Source organism: Actinomadura scrupuli (assembly GCF_050971785.1).
Classification (GTDB): Bacteria; Actinomycetota; Actinomycetes; order Streptosporangiales; family Streptosporangiaceae; genus Actinomadura_E; species Actinomadura_E scrupuli.
In genome coordinates, this window is the sequence record NZ_JBPCCU010000004.1 from 271,161 (window position 1) to 292,926 (window position 21,766).

Consider the following 21,766-nt stretch of genomic DNA (forward strand, 5'->3'; position numbering starts at 1 on the left):
ACACCGCCAGGCTGTGCGTGGCCTGAGCTGGTACGAGCGCCGATCCGTGCGTGGGTGGGCTGCCTGCCGGGCTTGAACGTCTGGTGTGGAGCGGGGTTGCGTGCGTCGCCGCGGTGCGGACCGTAATGGCTACAGGAATCCACAATCAAGAAGGGAGGTCTCGCATGAGCGAGAGCCTCACCACACCGGCGCCCGACGACGACGCTCTGCGAAAGATGCTCGCCGACGACCCGGCGCTGGAAGCGGCCGGGGTCACGTTCGACGACCTGCGCAGTGCCCGCGACCAGGGCATGAAATTGCAGGACTACGTCGAGAAGCGGCTCGACGGTCTTGGCCACGAATATCTCTCCGAGGTGCGCCTGTTCCTCGGCTAAAACCAGGTCCATATGCACGGAAGCCGTGCACAGCCTGAGTCAAGCGCCGACCTTCACCCCCAGACCAGGGAGTGAAGGTCGGTTTTCTTTGGTGACCGGGGTATGAGGCGGCAGGCAGGGTGCCGTGCGGATCGATTGTCGCAGTGGGTGTCGTCTCGGACTGATCACCGAAGGTGGGGGCGGGCGGCCGGGTGGCCGGTGGCGTCGGTAAAAGCCTGGGCGATCTGGAGGAGCCGCAGGTCGGAGCCGTACGGGCCGACCAGTTGCAGGCCCACCGGCAGGCCCTGCGGGGTGAAGCCGGCCGGGACCGAGAGCGCGGGATGCGCGGTGACGGTGATCCGCGAGCAGGAGCGCATCCAGTCGATGTAGGTCTCCTGAGGAACGCCGTTGATCTCCTTTACCCACTCCACGTCGACGGAGAACGGCGTCACCTGGACGGTGGGCAGTGCCAGCACGTCGAAGCCGTTTCCGGGGCCCGCGTACGCTTCGGAGAAGAAGGCGCGCATGCGCTGGAAGATCTCGGCTCTGCGGGTGAGAGCGGCGGCGACCTCGGTGCCGGTCAGGGCGAGGCCCTTCTCGATGTTCCAGACGAGGGTCTGCTTCATCTGGCCTCGCGAGGACTCCAGCAGCGGACCCAGCGCCGCCATCAGCTGGGCCCGCAGCACCTGGAAGACCTCGTCGGCGTCGCTCAGCGCGGGCGCGGTCTCGACGACCTCGCACCCGAGGTCCTCCAGGGCCTTGCGGGCCCGGTCCAGCACGGCGGTCACCGCGGGCTCGACCGCCAGATCGCCCAGGTCCGGCGTCCACGCGACCCGCAGTCCGCGCAGGTCGGCCGGGCGCAGGTCCAGAAAGTCCGCGGGCCGGTCCGGCCGGGCGAGCGGCATCCCCGGGTCCTGCCCGCACAGCCCGGCCAGCAGCAGAGCGGCGTCGGCGGGAGTACGGGCGATGGGCCCCACCACGGCCAGTGGGTTGAAGGGATCGTCGGGGACGAGTCCCGGAGTCGTGCGCAGTCCCACCAGGTTGCAGAAGGCCGCCGGGTTGCGGACGCTGGCCGCCAGGTCGGAACCGTCGGCGAACGGCAGCAGCCCGGCCGTCACCGCCGCCGCGGCGCCGCCGCTGCTGCCCCCCGGCGTGCGGGTGCGGTCATAGGGGTTGAGCGTCGCGCCGAAGACCGGGTTGAACGTCTGCGACCCCGCCCCGAACTCGGGGGTGTTGGTCTTGCCGACGACGATCGCACCGGCCCGCCGCAGGTTCGCCACGTACGCGGCGTCGCGCCCCGGCACGTTCGCGGCGAAGATCGGCGAGCCGAACGTCGTGCGCATCCCGGCGGTCTCCGCGAGGTCCTTGACCGCGATGGGCAGGCCGTGCAGCGGCCCGCGCCAGGCGCCCGCGGCCGCCGCCTCGTCGGCCTCCGCCGCCGCGGCCAGCGCCTCCTCGGGCGCCAGCGTCACGATCGCGTTGATCTCGGGGTTGAGCAGATCGATCCGGTCCAGGAAGGCGGTGAGCAGCTCGCGGGCCGACAGCTCCCGTGATCGCAGCATCCCGGCCAGGTCCACCGCGGAGGTGAGGCACAGGTTCATCAGCCCATTGTGGTCCCACGGCCGGGCCGCCTCAGACCGGGGCGTCCTGATGCCGGCGGAGCTCGACCGGGTCGTGCGCCGAGACGATGTCGACCTCGTCGCCGTGCGCCAGGGCGAGCTCGTGCAGGCGGGCCTGGTTGCGGTGGCGGGCCGTGCCGTCCTGCTGGACCACGGTCTGGAAGAACCGCAGCCCGGGAGTGGAGTGTCGGTGGGCGGGGTCGACCTCGCCGCGGAAGAAGTACGCGTCGCCGGCGTGCAGCAGCCACCGGCCGCCGGTGCGCACGGCGACCCCGCTGTGCCCCCGGGTGTGGCCCGCCAGCGGGATCAGCAGCAGGTCGTCGGGGAGCCCGGCCAGGTCCCGTACGGCCTCGAAACCGAACCACCGCTCGCCCTCGGCCGTGCCGTAGGTGGCCCAGTCGGGGCCGTGCGCCCACTGCCCGGGGCGATACCGGCTGCGCTCGCCGAGCCCGGCCGGCGACGCCGCCGCCGCGAGCTCGGCGTGGTGCACGTGCACCCTGGCCCTGGGGAAGTCCGGCAGCCCACCGGCGTGGTCCAGGTCGAGGTGGGTCAGCACGATATGGCGGACGTCGTCCGCGGTGTGGCCGAGGGCCTCCACCTGCCGGATCGCCGTCTCACCGGCGTCCAGCACCGGCCGGGTGGCCAGCAGGAACCCGCGGCCGAGCGACGCCCGGGGCTGTGCGACCGCGTCCAGCCCGATCCCGGTGTCCACCAGGACCAGGCCCTCCTCGGTCTCGATGAGCAGGCAGTGGCAGACCATCGTGGCCGGGCGCAGCAGCGAGCCGTCGCCCCCGACGAGCCGGCCGCCGAACGGGCGCATGGTGCCGCAGTTCAGATGGTGGACGCGCATGGCGCGCAGGCTAGACCGCCTGATCCGCCTTGCGCAACGACCGGGCCCGCGTGCTCACGCGCGTGAGCACGCGGGCGCTGCTCAGCGGACGACGGTGACCTCGGCGAAGTCCAGCTTCTCCAGCGGCTCCTGGATCTGGTCGGCGTCGCCGACCGCGACGACGGTCAGTGCCTCCGGATCGACGTGCCGGGCGTACGCCGCCGCGGCGGCGTCGTGGTCGGTCGCCCGCACCGCGTCGAAGTACCGCCGCGGATAGTCGGCGGGCAGCCCGTTGGCGACCGCGTCGGCGATCTCGGCGGCCACCGAGCGCGCCGTCTCGTACCGGGTGGGAGCGCTGTCGGCCAGCGACCGGACGGCGGTGTGGCACTCCTCGGCGGTGATGCCCGCCAGCAGGCTGCGCAGCCCGGTGAGCGCGTCGGCGACCGCCGGCCCGGTGACCTCGGTGTGCACGGCGCCCTCGGCGAGGAACAGCCCCCGGCCCTGCAGGCGCATCAGCCCCGCGTGCATGCCGTAGGTGTAGCCCTTCTCCTCGCGCAGCACCGCGTTGAGCCGGGAGCTCAGGCCGCCGCCCAGCACCTGGCCGGCCACCGCCAGCGCCGCCCAGTCCGGGTGGTCGCGGCCCGGCACGTGATGGCCGAAGGCGAGCTGGGTCTGGACCGCTCCGGTACGGTGCACGATCACCAGCCGGGGGCCGTCGGACCCCGTCACCGGCCCCGGCTCGGGCAGCGCCCGCTCGGGCGCGGCCCAGTCGCCGAGCGCCTGGGCCAGCAGCGCGTCGATGTCGACCCCGGAGAAGTCGCCCGCCGTCACCACGGTCGCCGCCGCCGGGTCGGCGCCGGCGTAGAAGCCCTGGACCTCCTCGCCGCCGAGGCGCGCGACGGTCTCGCGGTCGCCCCCGGTCGGCCGGGCCGTACGGCTGCCCTCGCTGAACATCACCGCCCGCAGCTCCCGGATGGCACGCGAACGCGGGTCGGCGTCCTCCTGCCCGATCTCGTCGATCCGCTCCCGGCCCAGCCGGCGGACCTCGGAGTCGGCCAGCTCCGGGGTGCGGACCGCCTCGGCCAGCAGCCCCATCGCGTCGTCCAGCCGGGTCACCGGCACGTCCAGGGAGACCTGCAGGGTGACCAGGCCGGCCGAGCCGTACAGGGTCGCCCCGATGCGCTCCAGCGCCGCGGCGAACTCGTTGCCGCCGCGCGTCGTCGTGCCCTCCGTGAGCGCCCGCCCGGTCAGCGTCGCGACACCGTCCAGGCCACCGGGCTCACGCGCCGCGCCGGCGTCGAGGACGAGCCGCACCGCCGCCAGCCGGCGGCTGGGCAGCTCGCTGTGCAGCGTGGTCAGCCCGTTGGCCAGCCGGCCGCCGGCCGCGGCCGGGAACGTCCAGGCCGGGATCTCGCCGGGTACTGGGCGGTCCGGATAGGTGGAGGAGGTCTCCGTGGTCATGCGGCACCGCCTTCGGGAGAGCCTTCGGGAGCGTACGTCAGCACCGCGCCGGACTCCGGCAGGAGCCAGCGCGCGGCGGTGGCCTGGACGTCCGCGGAGGTGACGGCCGCCGCGCGGGCCGGCGCCGAGAACAGCAGCGCCGGGTCGCCGAACAGCGTCGCGTGATGCGACAGGGCGTTGGCCAGGCCGGAGACGGTCTCGGTGCGTTCCAGGTAGGCGCGCTCGGCCTGGGCGACGGCGCGCTCGGTCTCCTGCTCGGCCGGGCCGTCGGCCGCCAGCCGGGCGAGCTCCTCGCCGAGGGCCGTCTCGATCGCGTCCAGATCGGGGCCCATGGCCTGCACGAACGCGCTGGACGGCCCGGAGGCGAACCGCTGGACCCCGGCCCAGACCTCGGTCGCGACCTCGTCGCGGCGGACCAGCCGGTCGTAGAGCCGCGAGCCGGGGCCGCCGCCGAGGATCTCCACCGCGATCTCGGCGGCCTCCAGCTCGTGCGTGCCGTCGGAGGGCAGCCGGAACATCGCGAAGTAGCCGGGTGTGGGCACGTCCGAGGTGACGTCCTCACGGGCCGGGCCGGTGAGCGGCCCCAGGTCGGCGTCCGCCGCCGGCGGCACGGCCGGGCCGGGCGGCAGATGCCCGAAGTAGCGCTCGACGGCGGCGAGGGTCTCCTCGGGGTCCACGTCGCCGACCACCGACAGCACGGCGTTGCCAGGCGCGTAGTAGGTGGCGAAGAAGTCGAGGCAGTCCTGGAGCGTCGTGGCGTCCAGATCGGCCATCGACCCGATCGGGGTGTGGGCGTAGGGATGGCCCGGGGGGAAGGTCAGCGCGCAGAGCCGCTCGAACGCGTCGCCGTACGGCACGTTGTCGTAGCGCTGGCGCCGCTCGTTCTTGACCACGTCCCGCTGGTTGTCCAGGTTGGCCTGGGTCAGCGCGGCGGGCAGCGAGCCCATCCGGTCGGCCTCCAGCCAGAGCGCAAGATCGAGATGGCTGACCGGCACCGTCTCGAAGTAGTTGGTGCGCTCGAAGGACGTCGTCGCGTTGAACGACGCGCCCGCGCTCTGCAGCACCGACGCGTGCTCGCCCTCGGCCACGTGGGCCGAGCCCTGGAACATCAGATGTTCGAACAGATGGGCGAGCCCGGTGCGGCCGGCCCGCTCGTGCCGCGATCCCACGCCGTACCAGAGGTTGACGGCCGCCAGTGGTACCACGTGGTCCTCACAGACCACCACGCGTAGCCCGTTGCCGAGCGTGTATTCATGCAGCGGTCGTTCCGCCAAGGCCTGCTCCCGACTTCGGTCCGGACCGCCTGCGCGGACCAAGCGGGTGATCCTGCGGCACGGCGGTGCTTCCATCTCACCGTATAGGGCCGGGGAGCCCGGCCCGTACGCCGCCGCCGCGTCCTCGTGACGGCAGGTGACGGACGTGGCGGCCGGCCGGTGCCCATCGCCCTGGATGCGGACGATTCGGGAGTATCCGACCGGTTCTGTCTCTACGCTGTCGGCGCATGAGAGGGAGCCGATGGGCGGGAGTGGCGCTGGGGGCGGGCGCGGCCGGCGTCGCCGCCGCGGTGACCGTGATGGCGCTCGCCGGCACCGGCGCCCCGGCGTGCGCGGCGACCGGGGCGGTCACCGGCCGCGCCACGTTCTACCAGCTCCGCCCCGGTGCCGGGAACTGCTCCTATCCGCGCCCGCCCGCCGACGGCCTCTACACCGCGCTGCCGCCCGGGGAGTACGCCGGCGCGGCGCGCTGCGGAGGGTACCTCGACGTCCGCGGGCCCAGGGGGACGGTCCGGGTCCAGGTGATCGACCAGTGCCCCGAATGCGAGGCCGGTCATCTCGATCTGTCCCGGGCGGCGTTCGCGCGCATCGCCGACCCGGGGAAGGGCACCGTCGGCGTCACCTACCGGGCCGTCGCCGACCCCCCGCTCACCACCGGGCTGTCCTTCCGGATCAAGGAGGGTTCCTCGGCGTACTGGCTGGCGGTGCTGCCCATCGGCCACGGGAACCCGATCTCCCGGCTCCAGGTGTCCGCGCCGGGCCGCGGGCCGCGTCCGATGGTGCGCACCGGCTACAACTACTGGCTCGTCGAGCAGGGGATGGGGCCGGGCCCGTTCACTCTCCGGCTGACCGACAGCCGGGGGCACGTCGCCGTGGTGCGCGGTCTCCGGCTGGCGGCCGGCGCGGTCCAGGCCACGTCCGTCCGGATGTACGGGGCGGTGAAGCGAGCCCGCCACCGGAAGAAGGCGGCCCGTACGCCGTCGCCCGCTCCCGCGTCCGCCGCGCCGCGGACGGCCACCCCGGTGCCCTCCGCCCCGCCGTCCGCGGGCCCGCCGCCTTCGCTCGCCGCGGGCTGCTGACCGGCGTCACGGCGCGCGTGGACGGGCCTCACGCCGCCTGGACGCGCAGCGGCCAGGAGGTGAGATCGCCGAACCGGCTCGCCGGCAGCGCCTGCAGCCGGGCCGCGGCGGCGGGAATGTCGGCGATCATCCGGTCGGTGTCGAAGCAGCGGCTCTCCCCGACGCTCAGGACCCCGTAGAGCAGTGCCTCCGGGGTGCGCACGACGACCAGCGGGCCGATCTGCACGAAGCCCTTGTCGAGCTCGTGCACCGCCAGCAGCAGCGACTGCACGGCCGACAGCTCCGGCGTCGGCGCGCCGGGCCGGGCCTGGTCGCGGAGGGTGTCCAGCACCGAGATGAAGTCCCATTCGAGCTCGACCGGGCCCCGGCCCGGCGTGCACGCCAGGTAGTAGCGGATGCCCTCCGGCTCGTCCACCTGCAACCGGACCTTCAGGCCGTGCTGGTCGAGCAGGTTGGCGTACAGCAGCAGCAGGGTGTCGCCCTGCGGGGCGAGGTCGGCCGAGAGGCCGCCGGCCACCGTGCCGGAGTCCGGCGGGTCCCCGCCCAGCGTCTCCACGATCTCCCGGTCGAGCTGGTCCTGGACGCGGTGGTGCACCCGGGCGACCACGCTCTCCACCGACTCGAGCGCGCCGGCCAGATCGTGCTGCAGCTCGCCGTCCTGCGCGCTGGACCGCTCGACGACGTCCAGCCGGGCGACGATGTCGCGGACCTGGTCGCGCAGCGCCGACACGTTGGTCTCCAGAGCCCGGGCCAGATGGTCGACCTGCGAGACCTGGTCGTGCAGCTCGTCGGCCTCGGCGCGGTCCTCCAGGGAGCCGAGCCGCAGCTCCTGCCGGCCGGCGCCCTCCTCCACCCGCTGCAGGGTCGTCACGAGCACCTCGAGGTCGCCCCGGTAGGCGTCCAGCCGGGTGTCGATGCCCGGCAGCCGGTGGTCCTCCAGCTGCGAGATCAGTGCGTCGAGCCGGGCGTAGATCTCCGACAGCGACCCGGTGTGGGCGGAGCCCGCCGCCTCGGCCTTGGCCAGCCGTTCCTCGGTCGCGGCCTGCGCCGCCTGCGCGGCCTCCCAGCGGGCCTCGAGCTCCCGCAGCCGCGCGGACTCCGGGCTCGGCCGCTTGCGGTCGAAGGCCATGTACAGCTCGACGCCGGCCACGATCAGGCACAGCAGGACCAGGATCCAGGTCATCGCACTCCTCCGGACTCCGGCACAGGACACACGTGCTTCTTACTGTGCCACTCCGGGACCCTCGGGAACACCACAACTCCAGGACCCTTCATCACCCTCAGGCGGACGGGATACCTTGGCCCCATGAACGTCGGCGATGTGATGGCGGACTTCGAACTGCTCGACGACCGGGGCGAGACCCGGACACTGACCGGTCTGCTGGCCGACGGGCCGGTGGTGCTGTTCTTCTACCCGGCCGCGATGACCCCGGGCTGCACGGCCGAGAGCTGCCACTTCCGTGACCTCGCGAGCGAGTTCGCCGCGGCGGGCGGCCACCCGGTCGGCATCAGCGCCGACCCGGTGGACAAGCAGCGCCGGTTCGCCGACAAGCACGGCTTCGGCTACCCCCTGCTGTCGGACCCGGACGGCACGGTCGCCGCACAGTTCGGGGTGAAGCGCTCCTTCTCCATGGCGCCCGCCAAACGCCAGACCTTCGTGATCGGCACCGACCGCCGGGTGCTCGAGATCATCAAGAGCGAGATCCGCATGAACGTGCACGCGGACCGCGCCCTCGAAGCCCTGCGCCGGCACGCCCCCGCCTGACCGCCGCCGCTCCGGACTCACCGCTCCGGACTCACCGCTCCGGGCCGGCTGCTCCGGGCCGGCTGCGCGGTACCCGGCGCACCGGCGAGGACGCGTTTCCCGGGCTAGCCGTTCAGCTCGGCGAGGTCCGCGTCGGTGAGGACGATGCCGCTCGCGGCCACGTTCTCCTCCAGGTGCGCGAGCGAGCCCGTGCCCGGAATGGCCAGCAGCGCAGGTGAGATCGCCAGCAGCCAGGCCAGCGCCACCTGGGCGGCCGTGGCTCCATGCCGGGCCGCGACCTGGCCGAGCCGGGCCTCGTCGAGCGGGCTGTTCCCGCCGCCGAGCGGGAAGAACGGCACGTAGGCGATCCCCGCCGCCGCGCACTCGGCGAGCAACGCGGCGTCGCCGGTGTGGTGCACGTGGAAGTGGTTCTGCACGGCCGCGACGGGGGCCACCGCGCGCGCCTCGGCGAGCTGGGCGGCATCGACGTTGCTGACGCCCAGATGCCGGATGAGCCCCTCCTCCCGCAGCCCGGCCAGCACCGAGAACCGCTCGGCGAGCGACTCCCCGCCCGGCACGGCCATCCCGCCGATCCTCAGGTAGACCAGCCCGAGCCGGTCCACGCCGAGCTCGCGCAGATCGTTCTCCAGCAGCGCTCGCAACTGGTCGGGCGTCGCCTGGCCGCTCGGTATGCCGTCGGGACCGGGCAGTGGCCCGATCTTGGTCGCGATCAGCAGGTCCTCGGGGTACGGGGCCAGCGCCGCGCGGATCAGCTCATTGGCCCGCACGTCGCCCCGGGCGTAGAACCCCGCCGTGTCGATGTGGTTCACACCGAGCTCCACCGCGCGGCGGAGCACCGCGATCCCGGTCCCAGGGTCGCGTGCCGGGCCGCTGAAGGTGCCCGCGGCCAGCCGCATCGCGCCGAAGCCGAGCCTGTTGATACGCAGGTCGCCGCCGAGCGGGAAGTCGCCGTCCGCGGGCCTGCCGGTGGAAGAAGAAGTGTCGGTCGTCATGCCCTCAGACTTCCCCGCCAGGTGATCTCGGAGGAGCGGCTGGCAGCAACCTGCCACGGCCGCGGCTCCCGCCCGATGCGGCAGACTGGACGCATGCAGGACGAACAGGTCATCACGGTGCGCGGGGACGAGGAGCTCGTCGCCCGCGCGGGTCACCTCTTCGCCGGTGCGCGGACGGAGTTCGTGTGCGCCGCCAGGGACCTGAACACCTGGTCCCGGCCGCAGGCCCGGGCGGCCATCAGCGGCCGGATGCGCACGTCGGAGCTGGTGGTGCGCAAACTGCTCACCCCGGTCGCGCTGGCCGACGAGGCGCAGCGGCTGCACCTGCGCGAGGTGGCCTCGCGCGGCGCCCGCGTACGCATCAGCGGGTCGGCGCTCCCGCACGAGACGATCATCATCGACCGGCGGGTGATGATCCTGGCCGGGCGTGCGGTGCCCGGTGGCCGTGAGTTCACCGTCACGACGTCGCCGGCGCTGGTCGGCGGCGTGCACGCCCTGATCGACGCCGCCTGGAAGGCCGCCGAGGAGCTGGAGGGCTACCTCCGCCGCGACGTCCCGCACCTCGGGCCGGAGGCCCGGTCGATCCTGCGGGCGCTCGGGTCCGGCGAGACCGACGAGACCGCCGCCCGGCGGCTCGGCGTCTCGCTGCGCACCTACCGCCGGCGCGTCGCGGAGCTCATGACCGCGCTGGAGGCCGAGTCCCGCTTCCAGGCGGGAGTCCGCGCCGGGAGACTCGGCCTCACCGGATGACCGGCCGGGCCGAGCCCCCCGTGCGGCCGATCAGCCCCGCCCGAGCCAGAGGTCGGGACCGAACACCTCGTAGTGGATGTCCGAGGCGGGCACTCCCCGCCGGAGCAGCTGGGAGCGGACGGCGCGCATGAACGGCAGCGGCCCGCAGAGGTAGGCGACCAGCCCGTCCGGCAGGTCGAGCCCGGCCAGGTCGACCTGGCCGATGTTCGGCGCCGGCCGGCACGAGCAGCCGCACGCCTCCTCGTACCACCGGTGCAGGGTGGCGCCGGGCAGCCCCGCGACCAGATCCCGGAGCTCCTCCCGGTGCGCGTGGTCGGCCGGGGCCCGGTCGGCGTGGACGACGGTGACCTGGCGGGTGGAGCCGGTGGCCGCGAGGTGGTCGACCATAGACAGGAGGGGAGTGGTGCCGATTCCGGCCGAGGCGAGCAGCAGCGGGGTGTCACCCGCGAGCAGGGTGAGGTCGCCGAACGGCGCCGAGATCGTCAGCACGTCCCCGGGCCGGACGTTCGCGTGCAGCCAGTTGGACACCTCGCCGTCCGGGGCGTCACCGTCGCGCACGCGCTTGACGGTGATCCGCAGGTCGCCCCGCTCGGGGGCGCTGGAGAGGCTGTACTGCCGGATCTGCCGCGCGCCGTCGGGCAGCGGGACCGTGACGCTGACGTACTGGCCGGGTCTGAACGACACGGGGGTGTGCGGCCGCAGGGTCAGGGAGATCGCGTCCGCGGTCTCGCGCCGCCGTCCGACCACCGTCGCCTGCAGCCGGCCCGGGCCCGAGTCGCGGTAGAGCTCGGTCTCCAGGGCGATCAGTGTGCTCGCCATCAGCCAGTAGACCTCGTCCCAGGCCTCCGCCACGTCGGGGGTCACCGCGTCGCCGAGCACCTCGGCGATGGCGGCGAAGAGGTACTTGTGGACCACGTCGTACTGCTCGACGGTGACACCGAGCGAGGCGTGCTTGTTGGCGATCCTGGCGAGCATCGCGTCCGGCCGGACGCCGGAGGGATCCACCAGCAGGGCGGCGAAGCCGGCGATCGAGCCGGCCAGCGCGCTGCGCTGCTCGCCGTTGGCCTGGTTGCCCCGGTTGAACAGGTCGCGCAGCAGCTCGGGGTTGTCGGCGAACATCGACTCGTAGAAGCGCCCGCTGATCTCCTCGATGGCGCCGCCGATCACGGGAAGGGTGGCGCGGACGGTCACTGCCGACTGCGGGGAGAGCACAACATCCTCCAAATAGGTATGTAGCATTCATATTCAAGGTCGTGCGTCAGGGCCGGCTGCTCGCCGCCGGGTCAGCCGAGGCCGAGCAGGACCGGGCCGGTCGGTGCGGCGACCAGGTCGTCCACCGTGAGCGGGTCCAGCGACGCGTAGAAGGCCTGCTGGGCCTTGCGCAGTGCGCCGCGCAGGCGGCAGGCGGCCCGCAGCGGGCAGGGCACGCCGCCCTCGCACGCGACGACCTCCGCCTCGCCCTCCAGCTCGCGGACCAGCCAGCCCAACGAAGCCGTACGGCCGAAGCCGGTCAGCTCCAGGCCGCCACCGCGTCCCCGGCGGGCCTCCACCACCCCGAGGTGCTGGAGCCGGGCGATCGCCTTGGCGGTGTGCGTGTAGGGGATCGCCATCGCTTCGGCGACCTGCCTGGTGGTGAGGGTCGTCCCGGGTTCGATGACCGCCAGGCGCATGGTGACACGCAGGGCCAGGTCGGTGAACTTCGTCAGTCGCACATCAGGGACGGTATCAAAAGTGGACTACTACTTACCAATTTTGTGTCATGTCCCACACCCGCACCGATCCGGAGAACGGCCTGGTCCGGGGGTTACGGCGGCGCGGCGGACGGCCGGGCGTGGGCCCGGCCGTCCGCCGCCCGGCCGGGCTCAGGCCGGGCTCAGGCCGCGATCTCCTCCGCGAGAGCGGCGAGGAAGGCGTCGACGTCCTCTTCGGTGGTGTCGAAGGAGCACATCCAGCGCACCTCGCCGGTGTGCTCGTCCCAGGTGTAGAAGCGGAAGCGCTTCTGCAGCCGCTCGGTGACGTCCTTCGGGATGATGGCGAAGACCGAGTTGGCCTGCGCCGGCCGGGTGACGGTCACCCCCGGGACGGCCCGTGCGCCCTCGTACAGCCGCGCGGCCATCGCGTTGGAGTGCCGGGCGCTGCGCAGCCACAGGTCGTCCTCCAGCAGCGCGATGAACTGCGCGGACACGAAGCGCATCTTCGAGGCCAGCTGCATGGAGGACTTGCGGAGGTACTTCAGGCCGGTGGCCGCCTCCGGGTTGAGCACCACGACCACCTCACCCGCCATCAGGCCGTTCTTGGTGCCGCCGAACGACAGCACGTCGATGCCCGCGTCCGTGGTGAACGCGCGCAGTGGCACGTCGAGCGCCGCCGCGGCGTTGGCGATCCGGGCGCCGTCCAGATGCACGCGCATGCCCCGCTCGTGGGCGTGCGCGCAGATCGCGGTGATCTCCTCGACGGTGTAGAGGGTGCCGAGCTCGGTGCTCTGGGTGATCGAGACGAGGTTCGGCTGCGCGCGGTGCTCGTCACCCCAGCCCCAGGCCTGCCGGTCGATCAGCTCGGGCGTCAGCTTGCCGTCCGGGGTCGGTACCGGCAGCAGCTTGAGGCCCGCGACCTTCTCCGGCGCGCCGCCCTCGTCCACGTTGATGTGCGCGGTCTCCGCGCAGACCACGGCGGTCCAGCGCCGCGCCATCGACTGCAGCCCGACGACGTTGGCGCCGGTGCCGTTGAAGACCGGGTACACCTCCGCGCGCTCGCCGAAGTGCCTCCGGAAGACCTCCTGGAGGTGCCCGGTGTAGACGTCGTCGCCGTAGGCCACCTGGTGGCCTCCGTTGGCCGCGCTCAGCGCGGCGAGGACCTCGGGGTGGACGCCGGCGTAGTTGTCGCTGGCGAATCCGCGCACCGAGGGGTCATGCAATGAGGTCAAGGCGCTTTCCGTTCAGTTCGGCGGCGGGCCTGTCCCAGAGGCCCGCCATGACGTCGGCCAGCCGGTCGACATGGGTGTAACCGGAGAAGGCGGCGTTGGGCTTCCGCTCCCGCATCTCATCGGTGAGCAGTGCCTTCACCACCATGATGGTGGCGGCGGAGTCGGTGCCGTCCAGCGCGTCGGCGAGCGCCAGCGTCCAGGCCTCGCTCGCCGCCTTCGCCGCGGCGTAGGCGGCGGTGCCCTGGCCGGGGTGCTGCGCTCCCGGCTGGGACACGATCGCCACCCGTGCCCGCGGGCTGTGGCGCAGCGCGTCGTAGAAGGCCAGCGTGGTGTGCTGGAGCGTACGGAGCAGCGTGTCGTGCAGGAACGCCCAGTCGGCCAGGTCGGTGTCGGCGAAGGTCTTGCCGCCCCGCCATCCGCCGACCAGGTGGATCAGGCCGTCCACCCGGCCGTGCACCTCCATGACCTCGCCGGCCCAGCCCCGGGTGTCGGCGAAGTCCAGCATGTCGACCAGGGCGGGTGTGACCGAGACGTCGTCCCACTCGTGCGGCAGCCGGTCCGCGGCCACCACGTGAGCGCCGTCGGCGGCCAGCCTGCGGACCACCGCCTGCCCGGCCGGGCCGCTCGCCCCGGCCACCACGATCACCTTGCCGGTGAGAGTCACGGCTTGATCCCCTTCGTCGATTCGACCACGTCACCGAGCTTCTTGCTCAGGGCCTCGTAGAACATGCTGAGGGGGAACTCGTCGGGGAGCACGGCGTCCACCCATGCCTTGGGCGGTTCGTTGATCGGCAGCGCGTCGACCCCCTTGGCCCAGGCCGAGCCCGGATGCGGCTCGACGTACTGCGAGACAAGGCCGTAGGCGGCCAGCCAGTGCGCGAGTTTCGGCCGGTCGATGCTGTCGCGGTAGAGCTTCTCGACCGCCTCGCACAGATCGATGACCACGTCGCCGACGCGGTTCCAGTCGAGCGAGAGCCGGTTGTCGGTCCAGCGCAGCACATCGTGCTTGTGGAGGTACGAGAAGAGCAGCTGGCCACCGAGCCCATCGTAGTTGCGCACCCGGGCCCCGGTGATCGGGAACCGGAAGAGCCGGTCGAACAGGATGGCGTACTGCACCAGCCGCGCGTGCGGGACGCTGACCTCGGGGTTGCGCTCCAGCCGTACGGCCTCGCGGAACGTCGTGAGGTCGCAGCGCAGCTCCTCCAGCGCGTACAGCCAGTACGGCATCCGCTGCTTGATCATGAAGGGGTCGAAGGGCAGGTCGCCGTGGCTGTGCGTGCGGTCGTGCACCAGGTCCCAGAGCACGAAGGTGTCCTGGGCGAGGTCCTGGCTGGCGATCAGCCGGGCCGCGTCCGGCGGCAGCGGCAGGCGCAGCATCTCCGCCGCGGCGGAGCTCACCCGGCGGAAGCGCGCCGCCTCCCGGTCGCAGAAGATCCCGCCCCAGGTGAACCGCGGCGGAACCTCGCGTACGGCCACGGTCTCGGGGAACAGCACCGCCGAGTTGGTGTCGTAGCCCGCGGTGAAGTCCTCGAAGGCGATCGGCACGAACATCGGGTTGTCGTAGCGGGTGGCCTCCAGCTCGGCCAGCCAGTCCGGCCACACCACCTTGCACACGACCGCCTCGATGTTGCGGTTCGGGTTGCCGTTCTGGGTGTACATCGGGAACACCACCAGGTGCTCCAGGCCGTCGACGCGGTCGAGCTGCGGCTGGAACGCCGTCAGTGCGTCGAGGAAGTCGGGCACGCCCAGCCCGCCGGCCGCCCAGCCGCGCAGATCCGCCGTCACGGCCTCCAGGTAGTCGCCGTCGTGCGGGAACAGCGGGGCGAGTTCCGTCACGGCGGCGGCGATCCGCTCGACCAGCGCGAGCGCCTGGGGCCTGCCGTCCTCGCCGACCGAGCCGTCCTTGGCCTGCAGCGGGCGGAGCTCCTCGACGGCCTCCTTGAGATCGGACCAGGCGGGGTGGGTGAGCGCGGGGGAGCGGGGCGCCTCGCCGGTGTCCCCGGGCTCACCCGCCGCCCAGGTGACGATGTTGGTCCACAGCGCCGCCTGCTGGTAGTCGGCGATGGAGTCGTCCCCGAACAGGTCGGAGTCGGCGAAGACCACCACGCGGCCCTTGCCCGCCCGTACCGTCACGGCCAGCGGCTCGCCCGCCGGGTCGGCGGTCGGTGACGTGCGCATGAGCACCTGGGCCTCGGGCGAGGTCGGCCGCAGCACCCCGGCGCGGTAGAAACAGGCGGCCTGGACGCCGGCGAGCAGGTCCTCGCCCGTCCGCCCCGGCTCGGGGCTGCCGAGCACCCAGGCGGCCACCCCGTTGTGGGTGTGCCCGGCATCGGTGACCATCGTGTTGACGACCTCGACGCCGAAGCGGCCCAGCAGCTCGCCCAGGTTGTTGCCGTACTTGTCCTGCTCGCACTCGGCCATGACCACCAGGCCGCCGCCCGCCCGGACGAACTGCTCGATCGCGTCGAGCTCGGCCTCCGCCAGCCGCGGGCTCCCGGTCCCCGTCGTCCGCTCCCAGCGGTCGTCGGCGGGATGCGCGATCACCAGTACGTCCCGGTCCCGGAGGGCGCCGGCGTCCAGCGGCCCCTCGACATGCGGTTCGATCACATGGCCATGGCCGCGCAGCAGCTCGGCCGCCTGCACATAGCCGCTGTCGGCGGGGTTGCCCGGATTCATCTCCGTGGCGACCTCACGCCGGATGCTCCAGGACTCTCGGTGGGACTCATCGAAGAGCACCCGCGCAAAGCCACGCATGTCACTCCTACGCGCTCAGTGATGCCGGTAAGGGGTCGTCTGCGCAAGATCTTACGTCAATACCCAGGTTTCGACGTAAGGTCTCCTCTCTTATGGTGATTTGGAAAGATATATGTGTCAGCGGGAGTGAGTCGCCCAGCGCGGTCCCGCGCCGACCCGGGCGTGTCGCGACCAGGGCATGGAGGGGCGCCGAAGGCGAGTGGGCTGCCGCCAGGGTGCCGGTACGCCGGGAGTCAGGGGGCTCGTGCGCCGGGAGGCCGGGCGGAGCCGCGAGCTGAGCGCCTCTAGGCGACGACGTGGCGTCGTCCTCGGTCGGTACGGGCCGGAGGGCTGCACGGCCGGGTGGGGTGAGGGCGTCTCGCGACGGGGCAGGGAGAGAAGAAAGGGGAGAAGACGGGTCGGCAGAGCCGGTAGAGAAGAGGGACGGCTCAGGAGAGGTCGAAGGCGGCCCAGACGGCCTTACCGCCGGTGCCGAGTGGGGCCCAGCCCCAGCGGCTGCTGACGGCCTCGACGATGCGCAGGCCCCGGCCGGTCTCGGCGGACTCGTCGGGCTGGGTGTGCACCGGGACCTGGTCGCTGGGGTCGGTCACCACCGACAGGAGCCTGCGCTCGTCCCGGACCAGCACCAGCTGCACCGGGTGCGGGCGCCGCGGCTGGCGGAGACCGCGCAGGCCGTGGCGCAGGGCGTTGGTCACCAGTTCGGAGACCGTCATCTCCGCGTCGTCGAACAGCTCGTGCAGCTGCCAGTCCGCCAGCGTCGTCCGGGTGAACTCCCGGGCCGTCTTGGGGGCACTGGGGACGGCGCGCAGTACACAGCGGGCCAGCAACGGGCCGCCGGAGGCCGACTGCAGGCGGCCGGGCCAGTGTCCGGCCGGCCTGGACAACTGGTCGACGGCCGAGAGCCACCAGTGCTCTCGCTGATCGCCGGCCGAGGAGTCGGTGATGGTGCATGCCCGCTGAAGAATCATGACCAGCCCTGCAGTGTGTCGTGATCGGATCGCGTGTCCGTTATCTTGCTCCTCAACTCGTGCAGGTGCAAGAGCGTCTGCAAGAACGGATGCACGTGCATTCGGCATAGAGTGGGGTGCGGGGCGCTTCCGCGGCGTTGAAGGGGACATCATGATCGGGGTCTACAGCGGGATGCCGGCCTCCGGCATCCAGGACGTGAGCTGGAGAAAGAGCCGCCGGAGCAATCCGAGCGGAAACTGTGTCGAACTCGCGGAGCTCGACGGCGGGGCCATCGCGGTCCGTGACTCCCGGCATCGGTCGGGGCCGGCCCTCATCTACTCCCGGACCGAAATCGCGGTTCTGATCGACCGTGCCCGCACCGGCGGCCTGGACCGGCCCGGCCGCGGGGCCACTCGATGAGATCGACTTCACAGTCTCGGGGATGAGTGGGATACTGACGCGTCCGACGTCACTGGAGCCCGCAGGTAGCACGGCCGCGGGCCCGGATGACCGCGGAGTTCGCACCTGGGAGCAGGTGTCTCCGCGGCTGCAGCGCCGAACGGGCCGGGCGGGCCCGGTCGGCGGGGTGGCGTCGGCGACGGGCGCCGGAGGTCGGCTGCCTGTGTCGAAGGCGAGGTAGGGGCGGATGAGCACGGCCCGGCCTGAGCGAGAGTCCACCGTTGCGAGCATGTTCGGCCAGCAGGGCGGTGGCGGCCCCACGGTGCTGCGCATCCTGCTCGGTGCCCAGCTGCGTCACCTGCGAGAGGCCAGCAACATCGGCCGCGACGAGGCCGGATACGCGATCCGGGCGTCCGGTTCCAAGATCAGCCGGCTCGAGCTGGGGCGGGTGGGTTTCAAGGAACGCGACGTCGCCGATCTGCTGACCCTCTACGGCGTCGAGGATTCCGAGCGCCGTGCGGCGCTGCTGTCGCTGGCCAACCGGGCCAACGTGCCCGGCTGGTGGCACAACTACGCCGACATCCTGGCCAGCTGGTTCGAGGTCTACGTCGGGCTGGAGGAGGCGGCGTCCCGCATCCGGGCCTACGAGGTCCAGTTCGTCCCCGGGCTGCTGCAGACCGAGGAGTACGCCCGCGCGGTCACCCTGCTCGGGCATCCCGACGCCTCCACCGAAGAGGTCGATCGCCGGGTGACCCTGCGGATGACCCGCCAGCAGGTGCTCACCGGCCAGAACGCCACCCACCTGTGGGCCGTGATGGACGAGGCCGCGTTGCGGCGTCCGCTCGGCGGGCCGGCGGTGATGCGGGCCCAGCTCGACCACCTCATCGAGATGTCCGGCTCGCCGAACGTCACCCTGCAGATCGTGCCGTTCATGCGCGGCGGCCACGCCGCGGCGGGCGGCCCCTTCAGCATCCTGCGCTTCGCCGAGCCGGACCTGTCCGACGTGGTCTACCTGGAGCAGCTGACCAGCGCCATCTATCTCGACAAGCCCGAGGACGTGGACCGCTATCTGGCGGTCATGGAACGGCTGTGCGTCGACGCCGAGCCCGCCACCGCCACACCCGGCTTCCTCGCCGAGATCCGCGACGACTTCTAGCCGCCCGCCGCCGGGACCGCGCGCCCTCCGGGCGACGGGGCCGCCCTGACGGTCTCGGGAGGTGTCAGGGCGGCCCCGTGCCCGCGGCGCAGGTCCTCCGCGGCTCCGGTCAGTGCATCGGCATCGGCTCGACGGCCGCCTCGGCGGGATCCCGGTCCGGCTTGCGCCGGGGCAGCAGCAGCGCCGGGATGAACGCGAGGAGCAGCAGGCCCAGCGCCACCAGGTACGTATGGGCGAACGCGTCCGCGATCTTGGGGGCGAGCTTGGACATCAGCCCGGCCGGGACGTGCTGGGCCGCGCCGAGCCCGCCCGTGTCACCGCCGCCCGGGAGCCGGGCGGCCAGGGCGTTGCCCAGGATCACCGACATGGTCGCCACGCCGACCGATCCGGCGACCTGCTGGATGATGTTCATCATCGTGCTGGCCCGGGGCACCTCGGCGTGGGTGAGGGACTGGAAGGCCGCCGACATGGTCGGCATCATCGTCATGCCCATGCCCAGCCCCATCACGAACAGTGTGCCGCCCAGGAAGAAGAACGAGGTGTCCGCGCCCACGCGGGTGAAGACGGCCATCGAGGCGACGATCACGGTCAGCCCGACGAGGACGACCCGGCCGGGACCGATGCGGTCGGTGAGCTTGCCCCCGATCGGCATGGTGATCATGGCGCCGAACCCCTGCGGCGCCAGCAGCAGGCCGGCGTGCAGGGCGCCCTGGTGGCGTACGACCTGGTAGTAGAGCGGCAGGAGCAGCATGGCGCCGAAGAACGCCCCGCCGAAGAGCACCATCGTGCCCGCCGCCGAGGCCACCGACCGCCGCTTGAGCAGCCGCAGATCGATCAGCGGCGCCTTCGCGGTCAGCGCCCGCGCGATGAAGGCGGCCACCAGGACCGCTCCGGCGATGGACGGGACGAGCACGCCGGCCGAGTCGAACGCGCCCTTCTCGGCCCCCCTCGCCAGGCCGTAGATGAGCATGGCCAGACCGGGGGACAGCAGCACCAGGCCCAGGAAGTCCAGCCGCTGGGTGGGCTGTGGCTTGTCCCTGGCCAGGATCCGCCACGACAGCAGCAGCGTGAGGGCCCCGATGGGGACGTTGATGTAGAAGATCCACCGCCAGGACACCTGGTCGACCAGGTAGCCGCCCAGGATGGGCCCGCAGATGGGCCCGAGCAGCATCGGGACGCCGACGACGCTCATCACCTGGCCGACGCGCTGCGGGCCGGCCGCCTGGGTGAGGATCGTCATCGCGCACGGCATGATCATGCCGCCGCCCAGGCCCTGGACGACCCGGAAGGCGATCAGGGACGGAGCCGACCAGGCCAGACCGGCCAGCGCCGATCCGATCACGAACAGCGCAATCGAGATCATGTAGAGACGCTTGGTGCCGAACCTGTCCGCGGCCCAGCCGCTGACCGGGATGACGGTGGCCAGCGCGAGGGTGTAACCCGTGGCGACCCACTGGATGGTCGCCAGCGGCGCGTTGAGTTCTTCGGAAAGGTGGTTGATGGCCACGTTGACGACGGTCACGTCGAGGATGGACATGATCGCGCCTAGGACCACCACGCTGGCGACCGTCAGCAGCGCACGGTCGAGACCGCCACCGGCGGGGGAACCGCCGGTGGCGGGAGCCACCTCGGAGGATGTGGGGGACTTCAACAGCCGGGTCCGTTCATCAAGGCCCGGATCTCCGGGCGGGTCAGGATGGGGGCGAGTGCCTGGTTGAGGCGCGTGCGGTCCTGCTCACTGAGCAACTCGGCGAAGTGCCGCATGTCGTCCCGCCGGGCCGCCGTGAGCCGCTGCATGAGGTCGCGGCCGGCCTGGGTCAACGTGATCCGCTTGACCCTCCGGTCGAGCCGGTCCTCGTGCCGGTCGACCAGCCCGATCCGGACCAGCGCGTCGGCGGCACGCCCGGTGGCGGCCATGGAGAGCCCGAGCAGGGTGCCCAGCTCGTGCAGTGCCGGGGGCTGCTCGGCGCCCTCCACCAGGAAGAGCAGGCGCACCTGCGACATCGACAGATCGAGCTCGGCGAGGGTCTGGAACACCTCACCCTGGGTGGTCTTGGTCAGGCAGGTGAAGAGCCCGTTGAGGCCGTCCGCGAGCTCCTCGACCGATGCCGAGATTGATTGCACTCACGCAATTATAGCTTAGGCGCAATCATCGGCCCCACGGCCGTTGGGAGAGGCCAGGTCGTTGTAGCAGACCGGGTGCGGGCTGCCGCCCCGGCTGACCCACCAGGTCACCGAGCAGTTGGCGACCGGTGTCTTCTCGATCTCCATGATGTCGGCTTCGGTCAGGTTCTCCAGTATGTAGCGGGTCAGCACGATGATCACATCATGGGCGAAGACGAGGACCCGTTCGCCGGGGTGGTCGCGGCCGAGGTCGCCGAGCAGGACGCGCAGCCGCAGGGCGACGTCGGCCCACGACTCGCCACCGGGCGGCCGGTAGTAGAACTTGCCGATCCGTCGCTGGAGCGCCGCCTCCTCCGGGAAGCGGGCGATCACGCCGTTCGGCGTCAGCCCGTAGAGGCTGCCCAGCTCGCGGTCCCGTAGCCGCTCGTCGGGCGTGACCTGGGGGGAGCCGATGCCCGACAGCGAGATGCGCGCCGTCTCCAGGGCCCGGACGTACGGCGAGGACAGCACCATGGTCGGCCGCTCCTCGGGGGGCAGCGCGGCCAGCCAGTGCCCCAGCGCCACGGCCTGGGCGCGCCCGTTGTCCGACAACGGGACGTCGGCGTCCCGTTGGGGGATGTCCATTTCCTCCAGCCCGGTGTCCATCGCGGCGGCCCGGGCGACGTTTCCAGTGCTCTCGCCGTGCCGGACCATGATCAGGGATTCCAGGCGCAACACCAGACGGTTCTATCCCAACCGGGGACGCGGGAGCAACGGAACGGGACATTTGCCCTTCTCAAGCGGGATGGACGGCGAGGCGTGGCCGATAGCGGACGTACCCGGGCGGCCGCATCACGGAGACCGGGGCCATGTGCCACGTCACAATCGGAATCGGCACGTCCCCAGGTGCGATCAGCCCGGCCGGACCCCTGGAGCCCGACGCCGTCTGGAGGTGCGTGGTGGAGGCAAGGATCGCCGTTGACGGGACCGACGGCGACGCCGAGTCACTGTCGGACTGGCTGCGCCACGAACCCGGGCTCCGGGGACGGGTCGGCCCGGCCGCCGCTCCGGCCCCGGACGGGGCGATGGGCGCACCGGTGGAGCTGGTGGTGGCCCTGGCCACGACGGCGGGCGGTACGGCCGGCGTGCTGGCCAGGGCGCTGTCAAGGTGGCTGATCGAAAGAGAACGCCAACGCCACTCCGACGTCACCATCAAGGTCACCGGGCCCGGCGGACGGCAGGTGCAGGTATCGGCCCGGCGGGTGCCCGACTCCGAACCGTTGCTGCGCGCGGTGCTGGAGGCGGCCGATCCCGATCCCGCCCCGCCACCTGCTCGACCCGATGCCGACCCGGACGAGTAG

General features: G+C 72.3%; 22 protein-coding genes. 7 read left to right on the forward strand and 15 right to left on the reverse strand.

Annotation, left to right across the window (positions count from 1 at the left end):
- The first annotated feature begins 164 nt into the window (after positions 1-164).
- A complete protein-coding gene (locus ACRYCC_RS20440; RefSeq protein WP_433814338.1) occupies positions 165-374 on the forward strand; it encodes a hypothetical protein in 210 nt (69 codons plus the stop codon).
- 164 nt (positions 375-538) lie between these two features.
- On the opposite strand, the gene ACRYCC_RS20445 is transcribed toward ACRYCC_RS20440, so the two are convergent.
- The 4 genes from ACRYCC_RS20445 to ACRYCC_RS20460 all read right to left on the reverse strand — a co-directional run bounded on the left by ACRYCC_RS20445 (position 539) and on the right by ACRYCC_RS20460 (position 5,536).
- Entirely contained in the window at positions 539-1,954 is a 1,416-nt protein-coding gene (locus ACRYCC_RS20445) for an amidase (protein ID WP_433814340.1), read from the reverse strand.
- Positions 1,955-1,985: 31 nt separating this feature from the next.
- Complete coding sequence (locus ACRYCC_RS20450) at positions 1,986-2,822, reverse strand: MBL fold metallo-hydrolase (RefSeq protein ID WP_433814342.1); 837 nt, start codon at positions 2,820-2,822, stop codon at positions 1,986-1,988.
- Between the two features lie 81 nt (positions 2,823-2,903).
- Positions 2,904-4,262 carry a M16 family metallopeptidase gene (locus ACRYCC_RS20455; protein ID WP_433814344.1) on the reverse strand — a complete coding sequence of 453 codons (1,359 nt, stop codon included), beginning with the start codon at positions 4,260-4,262 and terminating at the stop codon, positions 2,904-2,906.
- A complete protein-coding gene (locus ACRYCC_RS20460; protein WP_433814345.1) occupies positions 4,259-5,536 on the reverse strand; it encodes a M16 family metallopeptidase in 1,278 nt (425 codons plus the stop codon). The genes ACRYCC_RS20455 and ACRYCC_RS20460 overlap by 4 nt, the downstream gene beginning before the upstream one ends.
- Positions 5,537-5,763: 227 nt before the next feature.
- On the opposite strand from ACRYCC_RS20460, the gene ACRYCC_RS20465 reads away from it, so the two are divergent.
- Positions 5,764-6,615 (forward strand): expansin EXLX1 family cellulose-binding protein, encoded by an 852-nt coding sequence (locus ACRYCC_RS20465; protein WP_433814347.1) that lies wholly within the window; start codon positions 5,764-5,766, stop codon positions 6,613-6,615.
- 28 nt (positions 6,616-6,643) lie between these two features.
- Here ACRYCC_RS20465 and ACRYCC_RS20470 read toward each other — a convergent pair whose 3' ends face one another.
- Positions 6,644-7,798 (reverse strand): hypothetical protein, encoded by a 1,155-nt coding sequence (locus tag ACRYCC_RS20470; RefSeq protein ID WP_433814349.1) that lies wholly within the window; start codon positions 7,796-7,798, stop codon positions 6,644-6,646.
- A 123-nt stretch (positions 7,799-7,921) separates the two neighbouring features.
- On the opposite strand from ACRYCC_RS20470, the gene ACRYCC_RS20475 reads away from it, so the two are divergent.
- Positions 7,922-8,380 (forward strand): peroxiredoxin, encoded by a 459-nt coding sequence (locus tag ACRYCC_RS20475; protein ID WP_433814351.1) that lies wholly within the window; start codon positions 7,922-7,924, stop codon positions 8,378-8,380.
- 104 nt (positions 8,381-8,484) lie between these two features.
- Here ACRYCC_RS20475 and ACRYCC_RS20480 read toward each other — a convergent pair whose 3' ends face one another.
- On the reverse strand, positions 8,485-9,372 hold the full coding sequence (locus ACRYCC_RS20480) for an oxidoreductase (RefSeq protein WP_433814353.1): 888 nt from the start codon (positions 9,370-9,372) through the stop codon (positions 8,485-8,487).
- A gap of 93 nt (positions 9,373-9,465) precedes the next feature.
- Here ACRYCC_RS20480 and ACRYCC_RS20485 point away from each other — a divergent pair, with 93 nt between their 5' ends.
- A complete protein-coding gene (locus ACRYCC_RS20485) occupies positions 9,466-10,122 on the forward strand; it encodes a DNA-binding response regulator (RefSeq protein WP_433814355.1) in 657 nt (218 codons plus the stop codon).
- 30 nt (positions 10,123-10,152) lie between these two features.
- On the opposite strand, the gene ACRYCC_RS20490 is transcribed toward ACRYCC_RS20485, so the two are convergent.
- From ACRYCC_RS20490 to ACRYCC_RS20515, 6 genes are all read right to left on the reverse strand, one after another.
- On the reverse strand, positions 10,153-11,334 hold the full coding sequence (locus tag ACRYCC_RS20490) for a globin domain-containing protein (protein WP_433814357.1): 1,182 nt from the start codon (positions 11,332-11,334) through the stop codon (positions 10,153-10,155).
- A 71-nt stretch (positions 11,335-11,405) separates the two neighbouring features.
- Positions 11,406-11,834: an RrF2 family transcriptional regulator gene (locus ACRYCC_RS20495; RefSeq protein ID WP_433814358.1), complete on the reverse strand. Its 429-nt coding sequence runs from the start codon at positions 11,832-11,834 to the stop codon at positions 11,406-11,408.
- Positions 11,835-11,995: 161 nt separating this feature from the next.
- Positions 11,996-13,045: a threonine aldolase family protein gene (locus tag ACRYCC_RS20500; protein WP_433814360.1), complete on the reverse strand. Its 1,050-nt coding sequence runs from the start codon at positions 13,043-13,045 to the stop codon at positions 11,996-11,998.
- Complete coding sequence (locus tag ACRYCC_RS20505) at positions 13,029-13,709, reverse strand: SDR family oxidoreductase (protein ID WP_433814362.1); 681 nt, start codon at positions 13,707-13,709, stop codon at positions 13,029-13,031. The genes ACRYCC_RS20500 and ACRYCC_RS20505 overlap by 17 nt, the downstream gene beginning before the upstream one ends.
- The gene (locus ACRYCC_RS20510; protein WP_433814364.1) at positions 13,706-15,799 is read right to left on the reverse strand and encodes a DUF6421 family protein; all 2,094 of its coding nucleotides are present in this window, start codon (positions 15,797-15,799) and stop codon (positions 13,706-13,708) included. Before ACRYCC_RS20510 ends, ACRYCC_RS20505 begins: the two co-directional genes overlap by 4 nt.
- A gap of 428 nt (positions 15,800-16,227) precedes the next feature.
- Positions 16,228-16,767, reverse strand: coding sequence for an ATP-binding protein (locus tag ACRYCC_RS20515; protein ID WP_433814365.1), 540 nt, complete (start codon positions 16,765-16,767; stop codon positions 16,228-16,230).
- 151 nt (positions 16,768-16,918) lie between these two features.
- On the opposite strand from ACRYCC_RS20515, the gene ACRYCC_RS20520 reads away from it, so the two are divergent.
- Positions 16,919-17,167 carry a DUF397 domain-containing protein gene (locus ACRYCC_RS20520; RefSeq protein WP_433814367.1) on the forward strand — a complete coding sequence of 83 codons (249 nt, stop codon included), beginning with the start codon at positions 16,919-16,921 and terminating at the stop codon, positions 17,165-17,167.
- Between the two features lie 268 nt (positions 17,168-17,435).
- On the forward strand, positions 17,436-18,302 hold the full coding sequence (locus tag ACRYCC_RS20525; RefSeq protein WP_433814369.1) for a Sco1979 family transcriptional regulator: 867 nt from the start codon (positions 17,436-17,438) through the stop codon (positions 18,300-18,302).
- 109 nt (positions 18,303-18,411) lie between these two features.
- Here ACRYCC_RS20525 and ACRYCC_RS20530 read toward each other — a convergent pair whose 3' ends face one another.
- The 3 genes from ACRYCC_RS20530 to ACRYCC_RS20540 are packed head-to-tail and all read right to left on the reverse strand — an operon-like array spanning position 18,412 to position 21,143.
- Complete coding sequence (locus ACRYCC_RS20530) at positions 18,412-19,953, reverse strand: DHA2 family efflux MFS transporter permease subunit (RefSeq protein WP_433814371.1); 1,542 nt, start codon at positions 19,951-19,953, stop codon at positions 18,412-18,414.
- Positions 19,950-20,426 (reverse strand): MarR family winged helix-turn-helix transcriptional regulator, encoded by a 477-nt coding sequence (locus ACRYCC_RS20535; protein WP_433814372.1) that lies wholly within the window; start codon positions 20,424-20,426, stop codon positions 19,950-19,952. The genes ACRYCC_RS20530 and ACRYCC_RS20535 overlap by 4 nt, the downstream gene beginning before the upstream one ends.
- Positions 20,427-20,441: 15 nt before the next feature.
- Positions 20,442-21,143, reverse strand: coding sequence for a histidine phosphatase family protein (locus ACRYCC_RS20540; protein WP_433814374.1), 702 nt, complete (start codon positions 21,141-21,143; stop codon positions 20,442-20,444).
- A 218-nt stretch (positions 21,144-21,361) separates the two neighbouring features.
- Between ACRYCC_RS20540 and ACRYCC_RS20545 the strand changes: the two genes are divergently transcribed.
- Positions 21,362-21,766, forward strand: coding sequence for an effector-associated constant component EACC1 (locus tag ACRYCC_RS20545; protein ID WP_433814376.1), 405 nt, complete (start codon positions 21,362-21,364; stop codon positions 21,764-21,766).